Source organism: Pseudomonas sp. ADAK21, from assembly GCF_012935735.1.
Lineage (GTDB): Bacteria > Pseudomonadota > Gammaproteobacteria > Pseudomonadales > Pseudomonadaceae > Aquipseudomonas > Aquipseudomonas proteolytica.
Genome location: NZ_CP052857.1, coordinates 2,150,850 through 2,173,099, shown reverse-complemented (window position 1 = coordinate 2,173,099; position 22,250 = coordinate 2,150,850). Strand labels below are relative to the sequence as shown.

5 protein-coding genes are annotated in these 22,250 nt (G+C 58.3%); 2 read left to right on the top strand and 3 right to left on the bottom strand.

All coding sequences use genetic code 11. The annotated features are described in order from the left end of the window. Window positions 1–52 precede the first annotated feature (52 nt). From HKK57_RS09945 to HKK57_RS09935, 3 genes are read right to left on the bottom strand one after another with little or no spacing between them, the layout of a single operon-like run. A complete protein-coding gene (locus HKK57_RS09945) occupies window positions 53–1,414 on the bottom strand; it encodes an HlyD family type I secretion periplasmic adaptor subunit (protein WP_029298775.1) in 1,362 nt (453 codons plus the stop codon). Beyond that, on the bottom strand, window positions 1,404–3,560 hold the full coding sequence (locus HKK57_RS09940; protein WP_029298773.1) for a type I secretion system permease/ATPase: 2,157 nt from the start codon (window positions 3,558–3,560) through the stop codon (window positions 1,404–1,406). Before HKK57_RS09940 ends, HKK57_RS09945 begins: the two co-directional genes overlap by 11 nt. Before the next feature lie 41 nt (window positions 3,561–3,601). Next, window positions 3,602–4,948, bottom strand: coding sequence for a TolC family outer membrane protein (locus HKK57_RS09935; RefSeq protein ID WP_029298771.1), 1,347 nt, complete (start codon window positions 4,946–4,948; stop codon window positions 3,602–3,604). A gap of 341 nt (window positions 4,949–5,289) precedes the next feature. On the opposite strand from HKK57_RS09935, the gene HKK57_RS09930 reads away from it, so the two are divergent. Both HKK57_RS09930 and HKK57_RS09925 read left to right on the top strand, forming a co-directional pair. After that, entirely contained in the window at window positions 5,290–21,750 is a 16,461-nt protein-coding gene (locus HKK57_RS09930) for a retention module-containing protein (protein ID WP_169390094.1), read from the top strand. Between the two features lie 161 nt (window positions 21,751–21,911). Next, window positions 21,912–22,250: a hypothetical protein gene (locus HKK57_RS09925; RefSeq protein WP_029300706.1), complete on the top strand. Its 339-nt coding sequence runs from the start codon at window positions 21,912–21,914 to the stop codon at window positions 22,248–22,250.

Genomic DNA, 22,250 nt, shown 5'->3' with positions numbered 1-22,250 from the left:
CAAAATGTGGGAGCTGGCTTGCCTGCGATGAGGCCAGGCCAGGCAATCGAGATCAACGCTCCTGCAGCGACTCGGCCCGGGCCTTGATGATGGGCTTGAGCAGGTAGCTGAGGATGGTCTTCTTGCCGGTGATGATGTCGACCGAGGCGACCATGCCGGGGATGATGATCAGTGGCTTCTCATCGGTGCCCAGGTGGCTGCGGTCGGTGCGCAAGGTGATCATGTAGTAGGTGGTTTTTTTGTCTTCATCGGTGATGGTATCGGCACCGATGCGCTCCAGCTTGGCCTTGAGGCCGCCGTAGATGGTGTAGTCGTAGGCGGTGAACTTGACCACGGCTTCTTGTCCCGGGTGCAGGAAGGCGATGTCTTGCGGGCGGATCTTGGCTTCTACCAGCAAGGTGTCATCCAGCGGCACGATTTCAACCATGTCGCTGCCGGGCTGGATCACGCCGCCAATGGTATTGACCAACAGTTGCTTGACGATCCCGCGCACCGGCGAGGTGACCAGGGTCCGGCTCACGCGGTCTTCGAGAGCTTTGCCGGTGGCCTGGGCCTTGTTCAGGTCAGTACGTGCCTCGTTGAGCTCGGTCAGCGCTTCACTGCGGTATTTACCACGCGTTTCGTCGATCTTGCGCTGTACTTCCTTGATCGCCGAGTCGGCGCGGGGGATGGCCAGGGTGGTGGCGTCCAGTTGCCCACGGGTTTCCATTTCTGCGCGCTTGAGGCGCAGCACTTCCACCGGCGACACCGCACCCTGGGCGACCAGGGGTTCGGACATGTTGATTTCCTGGCGCTGCAACGACAGTTGGTTACGGTACTGGCCTTGCTTGGAGGTGTATTCGCGCATCTCCTGCTGGCGCTGGGTCAGTTGTTCCTGCAAACCACCGATTTCATCCTTGAACTGCTGGCGCCGGCTTTCATACAGCGACTGCTCGTTGATGGCCTGGGTGGGCGCAGCGGCACGCACGTCTTCAGGAATGTTCAGCGGCCGGTCTTCGACCTGGGCGTTCAAGCGCTCGATGCGCAGTAACAGCGACAGGCGCTGGGCCTCGGTTTCCCCGGCGTTGGAGACAAAGCGCGTGTCATCCAGGCGGATCAGTGGCGCGCCAGCCTCGACGATCTGCCCTTCCTTGACGTACAGCTCGGCGACGATGCCGCCCTCAAGGTTCTGGATCTTCTGCAACTTGGAGGATGGAATAGCCTTGCCATCACCGCGCGTCACTTCGTCGACCTTGGCAAAACCGGCCCACAGCAGCATGCACAGGAAAAACCCGATGATCCCCCAGATGGTCAACCGCACCACACGCGGGGCATCTTCGATCAGGGCCTTCTTGACCTCTGGCAGTGGCTGGCCATCCAGCGAATCGGAACCAATGAAATAGCGACGGACCGCGTCCTTGAATTTACGCAACACTGATCTGCCCCTTCTTCAACGCTTCCATCACTACGGCTTTCGGGCCATCGGCAAGGATTTGCCCACGGTCGATGACCAACAAACGGTCCACTAGGGACAACAGCGACGCACGGTGCGTCACCAGCACCACGGTCTTGTTTTCCACAACGGCTTGCAGGCGCTGTTTCAAGCGTTCTTCACCGGTGTTGTCCATGGCGCTGGTTGGTTCGTCCAGCAGCAGGATAGGCGGGTTGAGCAACAGGGCGCGGGCCAGGGCGACATTTTGTCGCTGGCCGCCAGAGAGGTTCTGGCCGCGCTCGCCCACTTGCAGCTCGTAGCCTTGTGGATGCAAGCGGGCAAATTCGTGGACGCCCGCCAGCTCAGCGGCTTGCAGTACCACTTCGTCTTCAACGTAACGGGCGCCGGAGACCAGGTTGTCGCGCAGGGTGCCGGCCAGCAGTTGGATGTCCTGGGGCACATAGCCGACGTTGTGGCGCAGTTCGCTGACGTCGATCTGGCGAATGTCCACGCCGTCCACCAGCAAGGCGCCGGAGTCGGGTTGGTAGAGGCCCACGATCAGTTTGGCCAGGGAGCTTTTACCCGAGCCGCTGCGCCCGATGATGCCGATCTTCTCGCCGGGCTTGATCACCAGGTTGATGTTCTTGAGTGCCATGTTCTGCTGGTTGGGGTACGTGAAATTCAGGCCCCGGCACTCGATGGCGCCCTGCAGGGTACGGCGGCTCAAAGGGCGTTCTTCGAAGTTGCGCTCTTGGGGCAGCTCCATCATCTGGTCGGTGGAGACCATGGTGACCTTGGCTTGCTGGTAGCGGGTCATCAGGCCCGACAGCGACGCCAGCGGGCTGAGGGCGCGGCCACTGAGCATGTAGCAGGCAATCAGGCCACCCATGCTGAGATTGCCGTCGATGATCTGGTAGACCCCGAAGACAATCATGATCACACCCGCCAATTGCTGGATCAGCAGGGTGATGTTCATCGACAGCCCAGAGAGCATTTTCACCCGCAATTCAAGGCGGCTGAGGGTGCCAATGGTTTGCTCCCACTGGTATTGGCGCTCGCTTTCAGCGTTGTTGACCTTGACCGCATCCAGCCCGGCCAGGGTTTCGATCAGGCTCGACTGGCGCTCGGAGGCCAGGGCCATGGTGCGCTCCATGGTGGCGACCAGCGGCTTTTGCAGCAGGTAGCCGATGCCCAGGGCAATCGGGAAGGCCAGCATGGGGATCCACACCAGATGCCCGCCGAGGATCGCGATCACCATGAATATCAGCAGGGTAAACGGCAAGTCGATCAGGCTGGTGAGCGTCAGGGAGGCGAGGAAATCACGCAGGCTCTGAAACTCGTGGATGTTCTGGGCGAAGCTGCCGACCCGTGCCGGGCGGTACTTCATCGACATGCCGACGATCCGCTCGAACAACGTGGCCGAGATGATCAGGTCGGTTTTCTTGCCGGCCAGGTCCAGGCACAGGCTGCGCAGGCTTTTGAGGACTAGGTCGAAGACGTAGGCGATGAAAATACCGGTCGCCAGCACCCACAGGGTGGCGGTGGCCTGGTTGGGCACGACGCGGTCGTAGACGTTCATCACGAACAGCGGCGCTGCCATGGCAATCAGGTTGATCAGGAAACTGGCGGCGATGGCATCGGCGTAGAGCCAGCGCGAACGCTTGAGGGTGTCACGAAACCAGGAGCGGGCCCGGGGGATCAGGGTGCCGTGGCTGACATCGAATTTGTGTTGGGGCTGGGCAAAGAACACTTTACCGGTGTAGTCATCGGCCAACGCCTGGCGCTTGACGATGGTTTCACCGCCATCGCTTTCGCTGAGCAGCACCTGCGCCTCGTCCTCACCCTGCCAGCCGAGCAGCACGGCACTACGGCCATCCTTGAGCAACAGCAGCGCCGGCATGGCAATCGGGGGGATCGAATCGAGCTTGCGTTGCAGCAGCCGCCCTTGCAAACCGGCGCGGGCCGCAGCCCGGGCCAGCAAGTCGGCGGTCAGTTGCTGTGCCGGCAATGGCAGACCGGTGGTCAGCATCGCCGCACTGGCGGGCTTCTGGTGCAGGGCGCAGAGAGCCAACAACCCGTCGAGTAACGGGTCGTCGTGCAATGTGCGTGGATCATGACTGAGATGGACTCGACTGACTTCTGATTCCACGCGGGCTCTCTCAACTAACAGATGGGACTATAAGGAATAGCTCAATTCATCCCAGGCAGTTGGACTTTCGGCTTCACGTCGTTCTGGACGACGGAGGCCATCGGTGCGACCACTCCTTGGCTCTTGAGCAACTCGCCCATGGTCGCCTTGATTCGGTACTGAGTAAATAACTGAACGTTTTTTATCTCTTCCAAACGACGCGAAGCCGTGAACAGCTCGTTTTCACTGTCGAGCAAGTCAAGCAGAGTTCGTTCGCCCAGGCTGAATTGTTTCTGGTAGGCGCCGCGCACCTTGCTGCTGTGGTCGACGTATTGCTGGGCAATCGGCACCTGGGCATTGGCGTTGTTCATGGCGTTCCAGGCCAGGCCCAGTTCTTCGTTCAACTGGCGCAAGGCGTTGTTGCGGATATCCAGGGCCTGGTTGGACTGGTAGGACTTGGACTCCAGCTCAGCCTTGTTGCTGCCACCGGCGTACAGGTTGAAGCGCATGCGCAGCATGGCTTCCCAGCCGTTGTTGTGGCTGGCGTCGCCGTCGATGTTGTTGTCGGCGTTACGGCCCAACTCGGCGTCGAAACGTGGGTAGAAGGAAGACTTGGCGGCTTCGTATTGTTTTTCGGCAGCGGCGATGTCGGATTCGGCCGAACGCAGGATCGGGCTGTTATCGAGCATCTGGCGACGCGCTTCATTCAGGTCTGCAGGCAGCAGCGCCATGAAGCTGGGCGGACGCTCCAACTGATCGGCTTCTTGGCCAACGGCACTGAGGTAGTTGGTCTGGGCGTCGGCCAGGTTGGTCTGCTCGGTGATCACGTTGTTACGGGCTTGGGCCAAACGGGCTTCAGCCTGGTCCAGGTCAGCCCCGCTGCCGACACCGCGCTGGGTGCGCAGTTTGATCTGGTCGTAGATGCGCTCGTGGTTACGCAGGTTGTCTTCGGCCAGACGCACGAACTCACGACGGGTCAGGACGTCCAGGTAAACCTGGGCTACCGTCAATGCAGTGCGCTCGGAAGTGCCAAGCAACGAAAAAGCGCGGGAGTTAACGGTGGCTTGTTGACGCCCTACTTCACTGGAGGTGGCAAAACCGTCAAAAACCATTTGCTGCAGGCGCAGGCTCGATTCGCCGCGATTGAGGGTGTCCCAATGGCCGCCACGGGCGCGAGTGGATGAACTGTCGGTGCCTTCACGGCCATAACCCGCGTTCAAGTCGACACGGGGCAGGTAACCACCCTTGGCCGCACGCAACTGATAGTCAGCCGCGATACGAGCGTTGACACCTGCCTGAATCTCAGGGTGCACATCCAGCGCTTGCTGCATGGCCTGGGGCAGGGTTTGGGCTTGTACGAAACTGGCGGCGAGAACGAACGGTATTGCCTTAAGCAGGTGCAAACGCATTTTAAGAATCCCCAGGACTTCTTGTCTCAAGTCACAGCAACTTGGTTGTGCTGCGTTAGAAAATGGCTACCGTAATGACCGTACGTCGGAAAGTTCAAAAGCGGAACTGGTTCACACATGTAGGACGGTTCGCCGCATGAATATCAATGTGACATTAGCGAGGCGATTGTTTAGGATGGCGCCAAGAAGGTCAATAGTTTGGCATAAAGTAAATCGCCAAAAAATATAGCCAATTATTTGACGTCACTCGTTTTATAAACTACGCACCTCCCAGGCTGATGAATCCCATCGGGTCTCAGCCTTAGGAACACCCACAGAATGGATCGCCGGAGAAATCTTCAATGAGCAGTGTTGTTGCAATCGTCAAAAGCATTGTTGGCCAAGTTTTCGTCATTTCTCCGGAAGGCGCCCGTCGGGTGCTGGTTGAAGGTGATCGCCTGTTTGCCGGCGATCAGATAGACACCGGCATGTCGGGCTCCGTGAGCCTGGAGCTGGCCGATGGCCGTACGCTGGACCTGGGGCGTGATACCCAGTGGAGCGCCAACGCGCCCGACTCCAGCACTGACCTGGCCCAAGCCACTGCACAGGCCGCTCCATCGGTTGCCGAACTGCAGCAGGCCATTGCCGCCGGCGCTGACCCGACCACCGACCTGGAAGCCACCGCCGCAGGCGCGACAGCTTCCGGCACGGGCGCTGCCGGTGGCGGCCACAGCTTTGTGATGCTTGATGAGACCGCAGGCTCGGTCGATCCGACCATTGGGTTTCCGACTGCTGGCCTGGGTTTCGCAACCAATGCGCTGACCAACGAACTCGGCGGGCAGCCGACTGACCCACTCACGGCCGCACCTTTGCCGTCGACCCTGACCCTGGGCGCCACACCGACCATCACCGAAGCCGGCGGCGTGCTGACCTACACCGCCACAGTGACCCAGCCGTCCACCAGCAACCTGACGATCACCCTGTCCAACGGCGCGGTGATCACCATCCCGGCCGGCCAAGTGACCGGCTCCGTCAATGTGCCTTTGGCGCCCAACGACAGCCCGTACATCGATCCAGGCCAGATCAGCGTCACCGTCACCGGCACCACCGGCGGTAACAACCTGATCTTGACCGTCGACCCGACACCGGCAGTCACCCAGATCACCGACACCATCGACACCACCACTGTGACCCTGACAGCAGGCGAAACAGTGACCGAAGGCGGCCAGATCACTTACACCGCGACCCTGACCAACCCGGCACAGACCCCTGTCACCATCACCTTGAGCAACGGCTCGGTGATCACCATTGAGGCAGGCAAGTCCACCGGTACGGTGGTGGTCGATACACCGGCCAACGACGTCTACAACAATGGCAGCACGGTCAGCACCACCATTACCGGGGCAACCGGTGGCAACTTCGAAAAGCTGGAGCCAGACACCACCCCAGCTGTCACCACGATCACCGACTCGGTCGATGACACTGGCCTGACCCTCACCGCCACCAATACCGTGACCGAAGGCGGCCAGATCACCTACACCGCGACCCTGACCAACCCGGCGCAAACCCCGGTTACCGTGACGTTGTCCAACGGTTCGGTGATCACCATCAAGGCCGGCGAATCCGTCGGCACCGTGGTGGTCGATACCCCGGCGAACGACGTCTACGTCAACGGCAGCACCGTCACTACGACTATCACCGGGACCACCGGTGGCAACTTTGAAAACCTGGTGCCCAACACGACGCCAGCCGTCACGACCATCACCGATTCGGTCGACACCACCACCGTGACGCTGACAGCGCCAGGCGATGTCAACGAAGGCGGCCAGATCACCTACACCGCCACGCTTTCCAATAAAGCAGACACCGACGTTACGCTGAAGCTGGATAACGGTTCGACCATCATCATCAAGGCGGGTGAAACCGTTGGCTCCGTCACCGTCGATGCTCCGGGCGATGATGTGTTTGTCGACAAAAGCACGCAAACCGTGAAGATCGTCGAGACTGATGGCGGTAACTTCGAAAAACTGGAAGTGGCCGGTGACGGCGCTACCACCACCGTGAACGACACCATCGACAAGGTTGATGTGGTGCTGACGGCGACCACCACCGTGGGCGAAGGCGGCCAGATCGTTTACACCGCGTCGCTGGTGGACAAGGCGGGTAATCCGGTCACCAACACCACCAATCCGTTGACCGTGACCCTGGACAATGGCCAGACCATTACCATTGGCGTCGGCCAATCCGCGGGCACTGCCAGCACTGTTGCGCCTAATGACGTGTATGAGGGCAACCAGACCGTCACCACCGCGATCACCAATGTGACCGGCGGCGCGCATTTCGAGAACCTGGTACCTGGCACCACGCCAGTCAACACCACCGTGACCGACACACCCGACACCACCGACACCACCACCGTCACCCTGACCGCACCGGGCGAGGCCGACGAAGGTGGCAACATCACCTACACCGCGACCCTGAGTAACAAGGCCGGCAGCGACCTGACCCTTACTTTGAGCAATGGTGATGTCATCACTATCGCCAAGGGCGAGACCACAGGCCAGGTGACCTCCAAGGCACCGACCGACGACGTATTCAAAGATGCGGGTCCGATCAACGTCACGATCAATCCGGACTTTGTGGGTGGTGGTTTCGAGAAGCTTGATATCGCTCCGGGTGGGGCGACGACGCAGATCAACGACACCATCGACAAGGTTGATGTGGTGCTGACCGCGACCAAAACCGTGGGTGAAGGTGGTGAGATCGTTTACACCGCTACCTTGGTGGATAAGAACGGCGCACCGGTGACTAATATCACCAGCCCAGTGACAGTGACTCTGGATAACAACCAGGTCATCACCATCGGTGTGAACGAGTCGAGCGGTACTGTTTCGGCTGTAGCGCCAGACGACGTATACAAAGGCGACCAGACTGTTACGACCGGCATCGAAAAAGTCACCGGTGGCGAGCACTTCGAGAACCTGGTCCCTGGTACTGACAAAGTCACCACCGTCGTAACCGACACACCGGGCACCGACAACACCACCACCGTCACCTTGACCGCGCCAGACGCCGTCAACGAAGGCGGGAAAATCACCTACACCGCCACCTTGAGCAACAAGGCTGACACTGACGTCACCCTGACCCTCGATAACAAGCAAACCATCACCATCAAGGCCGGCGAAACCGTTGGTACCGTGATTGTTGATGCCCCTGGCGATGACGTGTTCATCGACAAGAGCACCCAGACCGTACAGATCACCGGCACTGAAGGCGGTAACTTCGAGAAGCTGGTGGTTGCTGGCGACGGTGCGACTACGCAGATCAACGACACCATCGACAAGGTTGATGTGGTCCTGACTGCCACCAAAACTGTCGGCGAAGGCGGCGAGATCGTTTACACCGCCACCCTGGTCGACAAGGACGGCAAGCCCGTCACCAACACCACCGGCCCGCTGACCATCACCCTCGATAACAAACAGGTCATCACCATCGGTGTGAACGAGTCGAGCGGTACTGTTTCGGCTGTAGCGCCAGACGACGTATACAAAGGCGACCAGACTGTTACGACCGGCATCGAAAAAGTCACCGGTGGCGAGCACTTCGAGAACCTGGTCCCTGGTACTGACAAAGTCACCACCGTCGTAACCGACACACCGGGCACCGACAACACCACCACCGTCACCTTGACCGCGCCAGACGCCGTCAACGAAGGCGGGAAAATCACTTACACCGCCACCTTGAGCAACAAGGCTGACACTGACGTCACCCTGACCCTCGATAACAAGCAAACCATCACCATTAAGGCCGGCGAAACCGTTGGTACTGTGATTGTTGATGCTCCAGGCGATGACGTGTTCATCGATAAGAGCACCCAGACCGTCCAGATCACCGGCACTGAAGGCGGCAACTTCGAGAAGCTGGTGGTTGCAGGCGACGGCGCAACGACTCAGATCAACGACACCATCGACAAGGTTGATGTGGTCCTGACCGCGACTAAAACCGTGGGTGAAGGCGGCCAGATCGTCTACACCGCAACCCTGGTCGACAAGGCTGGAAACGTGGTGACTAACATCACCAACCCAGTGACCGTGACTCTGGATAACAACCAGGTCATCACCATTGGCGTGAATCAGTCGAGCGGTACTGTTTCGGTTGTAGCGCCGGACGATGTGTACAAAGGCGACCAAACCGTTACTACCGGCATCAAGGAAGTAACTGGCGGCGGGCACTTCGAAAATCTGGTTCCGGGCACTGACAAAGTCACCACGACTGTCACCGACACACCGGGCACCGACAACACCACCACCGTCACCTTGACCGCGCCAGACGCCGTCAACGAAGGCGGGAAAATCACTTACACCGCTACGCTTTCTAATAAAGCGGATACCGACGTCACCCTGACGCTCGACAACAAACAAACCATCACCATCAAGGCCGGCGAAACCGTTGGTACCGTGATTGTTGATGCCCCTGGCGATGACGTGTTCATCGATAAGAGCACCCAGACCGTCCAGATCACCGGCACTGAAGGCGGTAACTTCGAGAAGCTGGTGGTTGCTGGCGACGGCGCAACGACGCAGATCAACGACACCATCGACAAGGTCGATGTGGTTCTGACTGCCACCAAAACTGTCGGCGAAGGCGGCGAGATCGTTTACACCGCCACCCTGGTCGACAAGGACGGCAAGCCAGTCACCAACACCACCGGCCCGCTGACCATCACCCTCGATAACAAACAGGTCATCACTATCGGTGTGAACGAGTCGAGCGGTACTGTTTCGGCTGTAGCGCCAGACGACGTATACAAAGGCGACCAGACTGTTACGACCGGCATCGAAAAAGTCACCGGTGGCGAGCACTTCGAGAACCTGGTTCCAGGTACTGACAAAGTCACCACCGTGGTGACGGATACCCCAGGTACTGATAACACCACCACTGTGACCCTGACGGCTCCGACTGAAGTGAGTGAAGGTGGAAAAATCACCTACACCGCCACCTTGAGCAACAAGGCTGACACTGACGTCACCCTGACGCTCGACAACAAACAAACCATCACCATCAAGGCCGGCGAAACCGTTGGTACTGTGATTGTTGATGCTCCAGGCGATGACGTGTTCATCGATAAGAGCACCCAGACCGTACAGATCACCGGCACTGAAGGCGGTAACTTCGAGAAGCTGGTGGTTGCTGGCGACGGTGCGACTACGCAGATCAACGACACCATCGACAAGGTTGATGTGGTCCTGACTGCCACCAAAACTGTCGGCGAAGGCGGCGAGATCGTTTACACCGCCACCCTGGTCGACAAGGACGGCAAGCCAGTCACCAACACCACTGGCCCGCTGACCATCACCCTCGATAACAAACAGGTCATCACCATCGGTGTGAACGAGTCGAGCGGTACTGTTTCGGCTGTAGCGCCAGACGACGTATACAAAGGCGACCAGACTGTTACGACCGGCATCGAAAAAGTCACCGGTGGCGAGCACTTCGAGAACCTGGTCCCTGGTACTGACAAAGTCACCACCGTCGTAACCGACACACCGGGCACCGACAACACCACCACCGTCACCTTGACCGCGCCAGACGCCGTCAACGAAGGCGGGAAAATCACTTACACCGCCACCTTGAGCAACAAGGCTGACACTGACGTCACCCTGACCCTCGATAACAAGCAAACCATCACCATTAAGGCCGGCGAAACCGTTGGTACTGTGATTGTTGATGCTCCAGGCGATGACGTGTTCATCGATAAGAGCACCCAGACCGTACAGATCACCGGCACTGAAGGCGGTAACTTCGAGAAGCTGGTGGTTGCTGGCGACGGTGCGACTACGCAGATCAACGACACCATCGACAAGGTTGATGTGGTCCTGACTGCCACCAAAACTGTCGGCGAAGGCGGCGAGATCGTTTACACCGCCACCCTGGTCGACAAGGACGGCAAGCCAGTCACCAACACCACTGGCCCGCTGACCATCACCCTCGATAACAAACAGGTCATCACCATCGGTGTGAACGAGTCGAGCGGTACTGTTTCGGCTGTAGCGCCAGACGACGTATACAAAGGCGACCAGACTGTTACGACCGGCATCGAAAAAGTCACCGGTGGCGAGCACTTTGAAAACCTGGTTCCAGGTACTGACAAAGTCACCACCGTGGTGACGGATACCCCAGGTACTGATAACACCACCACTGTGACCCTGACGGCTCCGACTGAAGTGAGTGAAGGTGGAAAAATCACCTACACCGCCACCTTGAGCAACAAGGCTGACACTGACGTCACCCTGACGCTCGACAACAAACAAACCATCACCATCAAGGCCGGCGAAACCGTTGGTACTGTGATTGTTGATGCTCCAGGCGATGACGTGTTCATCGATAAGAGCACCCAGACCGTCCAGATCACCGGCACCGCGGGTGGCAACTTCGAGAAGCTCGTAGTCGCTGGCGACGGCGCAACGACGCAGATCAACGACACCATCGACAAGGTTGATGTGGTCCTGACTGCCACCAAAACTGTCGGCGAAGGCGGCGAGATCGTTTACACCGCCACCCTGGTCGACAAGGACGGCAAGCCCGTCACCAACACCACCGGCCCGCTGACCATCACCCTCGATAACAAACAGGTCATCACCATCGGTGTGAACGAGTCGAGCGGTACTGTTTCGGCTGTAGCGCCAGACGACGTATACAAAGGCGACCAGACTGTTACGACCGGCATCGAAAAAGTCACCGGTGGCGAGCACTTTGAAAACCTGGTTCCAGGTACTGACAAAGTCACCACCGTGGTGACGGATACCCCAGGTACTGATAACACCACCACTGTGACCCTGACGGCTCCGACTGAAGTGAGTGAAGGTGGAAAAATCACCTACACCGCCACCTTGAGCAACAAGGCTGACACTGACGTCACCCTGACGCTCGACAACAAACAAACCATCACCATCAAGGCCGGCGAAACCGTTGGTACTGTGATTGTTGATGCTCCAGGCGATGACGTGTTCATCGATAAGAGCACCCAGACCGTCCAGATCACCGGCACCGCGGGTGGCAACTTCGAGAAGCTCGTAGTCGCTGGCGACGGCGCAACGACGCAGATCAACGACACCATCGACAAGGTTGATGTGGTCCTGACTGCCACCAAAACTGTCGGCGAAGGCGGCGAGATCGTTTACACCGCCACCCTGGTCGACAAGGACGGCAAGCCCGTCACCAACACCACCGGCCCGCTGACCATCACCCTCGATAACAAACAGGTCATCACCATCGGTGTGAACGAGTCGAGCGGTACTGTTTCGGCTGTAGCGCCGGACGATGTGTACAAAGGCGACCAGACTGTTACGACCGGCATCGAAAAAGTCACCGGTGGCGAGCACTTCGAGAACCTGGTTCCAGGTACTGACAAAGTCACCACCGTGGTGACGGATACCCCAGGTACTGATAACACCACTACTGTGACCCTTTCGGCTCCGACTGAAGTGAGTGAAGGCGGCAAGATTACTTACACCGCCACCTTGAGCAACAAGGCTGACACTGACGTCACCCTGACGCTCGACAACAAACAAACCATCACCATCAAGGCCGGCGAAACCGTTGGTACTGTGATTGTTGATGCTCCAGGCGATGACGTGTTCATCGATAAGAGCACCCAGACCGTCCAGATCACCGGCACCGCGGGTGGCAACTTCGAGAAGCTCGTAGTCGCTGGCGACGGCGCAACGACGCAGATCAACGACACCATCGACAAGGTTGATGTGGTCCTGACTGCCACCAAAACTGTCGGCGAAGGCGGCGAGATCGTTTACACCGCCACCCTGGTCGACAAGGACGGCAAGCCCGTCACCAACACCACCGGCCCGCTGACCATCACCCTCGATAACAAACAGGTCATCACCATCGGTGTGAACGAGTCGAGCGGTACTGTTTCGGCTGTAGCGCCAGACGACGTGTACAAAGGCGACCAAACTGTTACGACCGGCATCGAAAAAGTCACCGGTGGCGAGCACTTCGAGAACCTGGTCCCTGGTACTGACAAAGTCACCACGACTGTCACCGACACACCGGGCACCGACAACACCACCACCGTCACCTTGACCGCGCCAGACGCCGTCAACGAAGGCGGGAAAATCACTTACACCGCTACGCTTTCTAATAAAGCGGATACCGACGTCACCCTGACGCTCGACAACAAACAAACCATCACCATCAAGGCCGGCGAAACCGTTGGTACCGTGATTGTTGATGCTCCAGGCGATGACGTGTTCATCGATAAGAGCACCCAGACCGTCCAGATCACCGGCACCGCGGGTGGCAACTTCGAGAAGCTCGTAGTCGCTGGCGACGGCGCAACGACGCAGATCAACGACACCATCGACAAGGTTGATGTGGTCCTGACTGCCACCAAAACTGTCGGCGAAGGCGGCGAGATCGTTTACACCGCCACCCTGGTCGACAAGGACGGCAAGCCCGTCACCAACACCACCGGCCCGCTGACCATCACCCTCGATAACAAACAGGTCATCACCATCGGTGTGAACGAGTCGAGCGGTACTGTTTCGGCTGTAGCGCCAGACGACGTGTACAAAGGCGACCAAACTGTTACGACCGGCATCGAAAAAGTCACCGGTGGCGAGCACTTCGAGAACCTGGTCCCTGGTACTGACAAAGTCACCACGACTGTCACCGACACACCGGGCACCGACAACACCACCACCGTCACCTTGACCGCGCCAGACGCCGTCAACGAAGGCGGGAAAATCACTTACACCGCTACGCTTTCTAATAAAGCGGATACCGACGTCACCCTGACGCTCGACAACAAACAAACCATCACCATCAAGGCCGGCGAAACCGTTGGTACCGTGATTGTTGATGCCCCTGGCGATGACGTGTTCATCGACAAGAGCACCCAGACCGTCCAGATCACCGGCACTGAAGGCGGTAACTTCGAGAAGCTGGTGGTTGCTGGCGACGGCGCAACGACGCAGATCAACGACACCATCGACAAGGTCGATGTGGTTCTGACTGCCACCAAAACTGTCGGCGAAGGCGGCGAGATCGTTTACACCGCCACCCTGGTCGACAAGGACGGCAAGCCAGTCACCAACACCACTGGCCCGCTGACCATCACCCTCGATAACAAACAGGTCATTACCATTGGTGTGAACGAGTCGAGCGGTACTGTTTCGGCTGTAGCGCCGGACGACGTGTACAAAGGCGACCAAACTGTTACGACCGGCATCGAAAAAGTCACCGGTGGCGAGCACTTTGAAAACCTGGTTCCAGGTACTGACAAAGTCACCACCGTGGTGACGGATACCCCAGGTACTGATAACACCACTACTGTGACCCTGACGGCTCCAACTGAAGTGAGTGAAGGTGGAAAAATCACCTACACCGCTACCTTGAGCAACAAGGCTGACACCGACGTCACCCTGACCCTCGATAACAAGCAAACCATCACCATCAAGGCCGGCGAAACCGTTGGTACCGTGATTGTTGATGCTCCAGGCGATGACGTGTTCATCGACAAGAGCACCCAGACGGTCAAGATCACCGGTACTGAAGGCGGTAACTTCGAGAAGCTGGTGGTTGCTGGCGACGGTGCAACGACGCAGATCAACGACACCATCGACAAGGTCGATGTGGTTCTGACCGCGACTAAAACCGTGGGTGAAGGCGGCCAGATCGTCTACACCGCCACCTTGGTCGACAAGGCTGGAAACGTGGTGACTAACATCACCAACCCAGTGACCGTGACTCTGGATAACAACCAGGTCATCACCATTGGTGTGAACGAGTCGAGCGGTACTGTTTCGGCTGTAGCGCCGGACGACGTGTACAAAGGCGACCAAACTGTTACGACCGGCATCGAAAAAGTCACCGGTGGCGAGCACTTTGAAAACCTGGTTCCAGGTACTGACAAAGTCACCACCGTGGTGACGGATACCCCAGGTACTGATAACACCACTACTGTGACCCTGACGGCTCCAACTGAAGTGAGTGAAGGTGGAAAAATCACCTACACCGCTACCTTGAGCAACAAGGCTGACACCGACGTCACCCTGACCCTCGATAACAAGCAAACCATCACCATCAAGGCCGGCGAAACCGTTGGTACCGTGATTGTTGATGCTCCAGGCGATGACGTGTTCATCGACAAGAGCACCCAGACGGTCAAGATCACCGGTACTGAAGGCGGTAACTTCGAGAAGCTGGTGGTTGCTGGCGACGGTGCAACGACGCAGATCAACGACACCATCGACAAGGTCGATGTGGTTCTGACCGCGACTAAAACCGTGGGTGAAGGCGGCCAGATCGTCTACACCGCCACCTTGGTCGACAAGGCTGGAAACGTGGTGACTAACATCACCAACCCAGTGACCGTGACTCTGGATAACAACCAGGTCATCACCATTGGCGTGAATCAGTCGAGCGGTAGTGTTTCGGTTGTAGCGCCGGACGATGTGTACAAAGGCGACCAAACCGTTACTACCGGCATCAAGGAAGTAACTGGCGGCGGGCACTTCGAAAATCTGGTTCCGGGCACTGACAAGGTCACCACGACTGTCACCGATACACCGGGCACCGACAACACCACCACCGTCACCTTGACCGCGCCAGACGCCGTCAACGAAGGCGGAAAAATCACTTACACCGCGACGCTTTCTAATAAAGCGGACACCGACGTCACCCTGACGCTCGACAACAAACAAACCATCACCATCAAGGCCGGCGAAACCGTTGGTACTGTGATTGTTGATGCTCCAGGCGATGACGTGTTCATCGACAAGAGCACCCAGACGGTCAAGATCACCGGTACTGAAGGCGGTAACTTCGAGAAGCTGGTGGTTGCTGGCGACGGCGCAACGACGCAGATCAACGACACCATCGACAAGGTTGATGTAGTCCTGACCGCGACCAAAACCGTGGGTGAAGGCGGCGAGATCGTTTACACCGCGACTTTGGTTGATAAAGACGGCAAGCCAGTCACCAACACCACTGGCCCGCTGACCATCACCCTCGATAACAAACAGGTCATCACCATCGGTGTGAACGAGTCGAGCGGTACTGTTTCGGCTGTGGCTCCGGACGATGTGTACAAAGGCGACCAGACTGTTACGACCGGCATCGAAAAAGTCACCGGTGGCGAGCACTTCGAGAACTTGGTTCCAGGTACCGACAAAGTCACCACCGTCGTAACCGACACACCGGGCACCGACAACACCACTACCGTCACCTTGACCGCGCCAGACGCCGTCAACGAAGGCGGGAAAATCACTTACACCGCGACGCTTTCTAATAAAGCGGACACCGACGTCACCCTGACCCTCGATAACAAACAAACCATCACCATCAAGGCCGGCGAAACCGTTGGTACCGTGATTGTTGATGCCCCTGGCGATGACGTGTTCATCGACAAGAGCACCCAGACGGTCAAGATCACCGGTACTGAAGGCGGTAACTTCGAGAAGCTCGTAGTCGCAGGCGACGGTGCGACTACGCAGATCAACGACACCATCGACAAGGTTGATGTAGTCCTGACTGCGACCAAAACCGTGGGTGAAGGCGGCCAGATCGTCTACACCGCCACCTTGGTCGACAAGGCTGGAAACGTGGTGACTAACATCACCAACCCAGTGACCGTGACTCTGGATAACAATCAGGTCATCACCATTGGCGTGAATCAGTCGAGCGGTACTGTTTCGGTTGTAGCTCCGGACGATGTGTACAAAGGCGACCAAACCGTTACTACCGGCATCAAGGAAGTAACTGGCGGCGGGCACTTCGAAAATCTGGTTCCGGGCACTGATAAGGTCACCACGACTGTCACCGACACACCGGGCACCGACAACACCACCACCGTCACCTTGACCGCGCCAAGCGCCGTCAACGAAGGCGGGAAAATCACCTACACCGCCACCTTGAGCAACAAGGCTGACACTGACGTCACCCTGACACTCGACAACAAGCAAACCATCACCATCAAAGCCGGCGAAACCGTTGGTACCGTGATTGTTGATGCTCCAGGCGATGACGTGTTCATCGATAAGAGCACCCAAACCGTCAAGATCACCGGTACTGAAGGCGGTAACTTCGAGAAGCTGGTGGTTGCAGGCGACGGCGCAACGACTCAGATCAACGACACCATCGACAAGGTTGATGTAGTCCTGACTGCGACCAAAACCGTGGGTGAAGGCGGCCAGATCGTCTACACCGCAACCTTGGTCGACAAGGCTGGAAACGTGGTGACTAACATCACCAACCCAGTGACCGTGACTCTGGATAACAACCAGGTCATCACCATTGGCGTGAATCAGTCGAGCGGTACTGTTTCGGTTGTAGCGCCGGACGATGTGTACAAAGGCGACCAAACCGTTACTACCGGCATCAAGGAAGTAACTGGCGGCGGGCACTTCGAAAATCTGGTTCCAGGCACTGACAAGGTCACCACGACTGTCACCGACACACCGGGCACCGACAACACCACCACCGTCACCTTGACCGCGCCAAGCGCCGTCAACGAAGGCGGGAAAATCACCTACACCGCTACCTTGAGCAACAAGGCTGACACTGATGTCACGCTGACCCTCGACAACAAGCAAACCATCACCATCAAGGCCGGCGAAACCGTTGGTACTGTGATTGTTGATGCTCCAGGCGATGACGTGTTCATCGACAAGAGCACACAGACGGTCAAGATCACCGGTACTGAAGGCGGTAACTTCGAGAAGCTGGTGGTTGCAGGCGACGGCGCAACGACGCAGATCAACGACACCATCGACGATGTGAAGGTTGTGCTGACCGCCACCACCAACGTCGCCGAAGGCGGCCAGATCGTCTACACCGCCAGCCTCGTGGATAAGAACGGCGTGACCGTGACCAACGTGGGTTCGGACCTGGTGATCAAGTTGGACAACGACTTGAACATCACCATCGGCAATGGCAAGACCAGCGGTACTGCCAACTTCACCGCGCCGAATGACTTCTACCTGGGCGCCAAGGACATTTCCGCCAAGATCACCAATGTGGTCAGCGGTGGCGACAAGTATGAAAACCTGATCCCGGTCGGCACGCCAGTAATCACCAAAGTGACGGACGTGACGAGCAACACCGTGATCAGTATTGCGGGCGATACCTCGGTGACCGAAGGCCAGACCGCTCACTACACGTTGAACCTGACCCAGCCGGCGCAAACCGAAGTCACGGTGACCCTGTCGTACAAAGGCGTGGCCCAGGACGGTTCAGACTTCAACGGCGTGTACACCGTGAAGATTCCGGCCGGCCAAAGCAGCGCGACGTTCGATATCAAGACCATCGACGACAAGCTGACCGAGCCTACGGAGAAGTTCGAGATCAGTATCTCGGGCACTTCCGGCGGTAACTTCGAGAACCTGGCTATCAGCACCACCAACGGCAAAATCGAAACGTCGATCATCGATAACGATGCGCCACCGGTTATCGACCTGGATGCCAACAATTCCAGTGGCGCCACCGGCAACGACTACAGGACTACGTTCACCGAAGGCGGCAGTGGCGTGTCGATTGCTGATACAGACATCAAGATCACCGACCCGGACAGCACCCAGCTGACCGGCGCCACGGTAGTCCTGACCAATACTCAGCCGAGCGACACGCTGGACTACAGCAAGGTCACCGGTATGAACGTGACCTCGGTCACGGACCCTGTCACCGGCAAAATCACCCTGACCCTGACCGGTACGGCGTCGCTGGCTGACTACATGCAGCAGATCAAGAACATCACGTTCGGCAACAGCAGCCACGACCCGAGCACCACGCCACGGACTATCACCGTGACGGTGACCGACGGCGGCAATTACTCGAACGTGGCAACCACCACGGTCAACGTAGTGGCGGTCAACGACGCACCGGTTGCCACCGGCGGTGCCGTCACCGGCACTGAAGACACGTCGCTGAAGCTGACCTGGGCCAACTTCGGGGTCAGCGATGTGGATTCGCCGCAGGCCAGCCTCGGGGTGAAAATCACCGAGCTGCCAGTAGCCGGCAAGCTGCAGTTCCTGGCAGCGGATGGCACTACCTGGACCAACGTGACAGCCGGCCAGACCTTCACCAAGGCGCAGATCGACGGCGGCCAGTTGCGCTTCACCCCAAATGCCAACGAATCCGGAGCCGACGGCTACGGCGGCACAGGTGTGGGCAACAAGCAGGCTGATTATGCACAGTTCAAGTTCCAGCCAACCGATGGCAAGGACCTGGGCACCAGCGCCACTGTAAAAGTCGACATCACTCCGGTTGCAGACGCGCCGACCTTGAGCGTTGCCGATAACAACATCGCCTCGGTCGGCCTGACCAAGCAGAGCTGGAACAGCATTGCGAACCTGGGCACCAACGGCAATGGTGCCTCAGCGACCGTGTTGAAAAATGCCATCGACAACGCCGGCACGCCAACCAGCACGACGGTTTCGACCACCGTCCTACCTACTGCAGATGTGCCTGGCGGTGCAGGCTCGAAGACCTCCGGCCTGATCTACCTGGAAGCCGGCAAGTCGTACACCTTCAGCGGCTACGGCGATGACAGCATCCTGGTCAATATCGGCGGCAAAGATGTGGCCAGCGGTACCTGGGGCTCGAACTCCGGCCAGTTCAACGGTACGTTCACCCCAACCAGCAACGGCTACTACAGCATTGATATCTATCATGCCAACCAATCAGGTCCCGGCAGCTTTGATCTCAAGCTGTCGGTCAACGGTGGCACCGCGACCAACCTGAGCAACACCACGATGCCGATCTACACCGGCATCAACGACCTGATCAGCGCCGGCGCGCAAGTGTCGGATCTGCACGGCACAAACGGCCAGGGTTACTACGACGCGTACAAGCTCAACGAAGGGCTGGAAAACGGCACGGTCAAACTGACCAAAGTCACCACCGGCCTGACCGATACCGACGGTTCGGAAACCCTGAGCGTGAAGATTGGCAGCATCCCGGTGGGCGCAGTGCTCAGCGACGGTGCCGGGCATACCTTCACGGCGACCCAGGGCCATACCGAAGTGGACGTCACCGGTTGGAACCTCAACAACCTGAGCCTCAAGCCACTGCCTTACACCAGCGGCCAGTACAACCTGACCGTGACGTCGACCTCCACCGAAAGCCTCGGCGGCTCGGCCACAACCGTGGCCAATCTGCCGGTCAAGGTGTACCCGGCAACCTATAGCGGGAGCACGGCGACTTCGGGCGATGACAACGTCACCGGTACCAGTGGCAACGACATCATCGTGGCGGACGTTTCGGGCCTGAACGTGGTCCAGGGCAAGAACTACAACATTGCGTTCATGATCGATACGTCGGGCAGTATGGGTTCGGACTCGGTAGCGGCGGCGAAAGCCTCGCTGACCACCGTGTTCAACTCACTGAAAAACAGTATCGGCTCCAGCACCTCCGGGGTCGTGAACATCTTCCTCGCGGATTTCAGTGACCAGGTCAATCGCACGGTTACAGTCAACCTGAAAGACCCAGGTGCACTGGAGGCGTTGCAGAAAGTCCTGGATAAGATGGTGTCGACCGGCGGCACCAACTACGAAGACGTGTTCAAGTCTGCATCCAACTTCTTCCAAAGTGCCCAGGCGACTGGCAACAAGGATGCAATCAACACCACGTACTTCATCACCGACGGTGAGCCGACGTTCTACCAGCGCGCCGAGCAGACCAACCCGTACTTGTACGGTAACGTCAGACTCGATGATGTCGTCAACATGAACAACTACACCATAGGTACCGCCACCCGGATCAACATCGAGTCGAATGTCTCCCTTGAGATCAACGCTGCCGGTAAGGTGACCCTCTGGTACTACGGCTCAGGGTACGACCGGGGGATCATCCACGCTCAAGGGGATGGCACCTATGAGACATCCGTTCGTGACGGTTATGGCAACTACACCGACGGGCCCACCACCAGCAACTCCCAGAGCGCGTTTGCATTGCTCAAGGGCCTGTCAACGGGTGGCGTAGAAGCCATCGGTCTTAAAAGCGGGGTCGGCCTGGAGCAGTTGGCACCGTACGACAGCGACAACAAGCCACAAAGCAACATCGATCCGAAGGACCTGGCCAACGCCATCCTCGGTCACAGCGAGGCTACCCTGCCGGGTGCCGACCGTGTCGATGGCGGTGACGGCAACGACATCCTGTTCGGCGACCTGGTGAGCTTCACGGGTGTTACCGGCGAAGGCTACAACGCTATCCAGTCCTACGTGGCAGGGAAAAACGGCGTGGCGGTGTCTGCAGTCACCGGCCAGGATGTGCATAAGTACATCACCGAGCACTACAACGAGTTCAACACCTCGGGTGCCAAGGACGGCAATGACACCCTGCTGGGTGGCTCGGGTGATGACATCCTGTTCGGCCAGGGCGGCAACGACTACCTGGACGGTGGCAAGGGCAACGACATCCTGTTGGGCGGTACCGGCAACGACACGCTGATCGGCGGCCAGGGCAATGACATCCTGATCGGCGGCACCGGTGCCGATACCTTCGTCTGGAGATCCGGTGACGTCGGCAACGATGTGATCAAGGACTTCAAGGCACTGGAAGGCGACCGCATTGACCTGCGTGACCTGCTCAAGGGTGAAACCGACAGCACCATCGACAACTTCCTGAAGTTGACCACGGTGGATAACGTGACAACGCTGCAGATCAGCTCCGAAGGCAAGCTCAACGCCGCCGGCGGCCTGGCCAATGCGGATGTGACGATCAAGCTGGAAGGTAACAACTGGTCCGGCCAGACGATCAATTCGTTGATCAGTGGTGCTGACCCGACCATCAAGGTCGATCACACCTAAGCTGAACCACTGAACCGGCCGCCTCTTGAGGCGGCCGATTCATTTGCGGCCACCGTTCGCTGGCATGGGGTCGCGATTGCACGGCATACTCACGCCCAATCGCGCGCCGTTGGCCTATGCTCTGACAGGCTGTCGTCAGTTCTTCTCATGAGGGATGTTCAATGTTCTACGTGCAACGTGATGCACAGGGTGAGCTGATTCGCGCCGAAGCGGTTGCCTTCGCCGAATCGACGGGCACCCTGCCCGCGGATCATCATGAGATCCAGGCCTGGTTTGCCAATGAAGAAGCGGAGCTGAGCCTCAAGCAGCTCAAGCACAGTGACTCGGAGATGATCCGGGTGCTGGAAGACTTGATTCAGGTGCTGATCCAGAAAGGTGTAATCAACCTGACGGACCTGCCGGTCGCCGCGCAAGCCAAGCTCAAGGACCGCAGCAACGCCCGGGAATCACTGGGTGGCCTGAGCCACCTGATCAATGATGATGAGACCGGCCTGATCTGA

Excerpts from the sequence above, each read along its gene's own strand:
- HKK57_RS09935 (WP_029298771.1), bottom strand. The coding sequence starts at position 4,948 with ATGCGTTTGCACCTGCTTAAGGCAATACCGTTCGTTCTCGCCGCCAGT.
- HKK57_RS09930 (WP_169390094.1), top strand. The coding sequence starts at position 5,290 with ATGAGCAGTGTTGTTGCAATCGTCAAAAGCATTGTTGGCCAAGTTTTC.
- HKK57_RS09925 (WP_029300706.1), top strand. The coding sequence starts at position 21,912 with ATGTTCTACGTGCAACGTGATGCACAGGGTGAGCTGATTCGCGCCGAA.